Below are 649 nucleotides of genomic sequence, written 5' to 3'. Positions count from 1 at the left end.
GTGGACGCGGACGGAGGGGTAGCCGAGAGCGTCGAACACGTCACACTGCGTAGCCGAGTGCAGCACTTGTTCCTATCGTTCGCACCATGACCGATCACGGGACCGTCGAGGGCGGGCTGGACGAGCCGGGCGAGCTCGAGCCCGCGCAGGGCTCCCTCGACCTGGCATCCCCGGAGGACCGCTGGTCGGTGGCCGACTGGGAGCGCGAGGCCGCCGCCGTGCTGCGCAAGGCCCGCCGGATGACCGACGAGGACCCGGCTGCGCTGGTGTGGGAGAAGCTCGGTCGCACCACGCTCGACGGCATCTCGGTCACGCCGCTCGGCACCGCCGCGCTGCTCGAGGGCGTCGAGGCGCACGGCCGCCCCACCCGCCAGGGGGACTGGGACGTCCGGGCCCACCTCGACGGCCGCGACCCGAAGCTCGGCAACGAGGAGGCGCTGGCCGACCTCGACGGTGGCGTCACCAGCCTCTGGGTGACCGGGGCCGCCGACCTGCCCACGCTGCTCGAGGGGGTGCTGCTCGACCTCGCGCCCGTCGTCCTCGACGGGAGCGACCCGCAGGCCTTCCTGGACTACGCCGCGGGTCGCGAGCTGCACCCCGAGACCAACCTCGGCGTGCCCGCCGCCGACGCCACCGCCGACCTGGCCCG

General features: G+C 74.4%; 1 pseudogene. It reads left to right on the top strand.

Annotation, left to right across the window (positions count from 1 at the left end):
• Window positions 1-86 precede the first annotated feature (86 nt).
• Window positions 87-649, top strand: a pseudogene (locus Q0L15_RS21495) (methylmalonyl-CoA mutase); the annotation flags it as partial.

The sequence above is a fragment of the Nocardioides sp. genome, assembly GCF_024509035.1.
Taxonomy (GTDB): domain Bacteria; phylum Actinomycetota; class Actinomycetes; order Propionibacteriales; family Nocardioidaceae; genus Nocardioides.
This window is presented reverse-complemented; position numbering and strand designations above follow the sequence as displayed.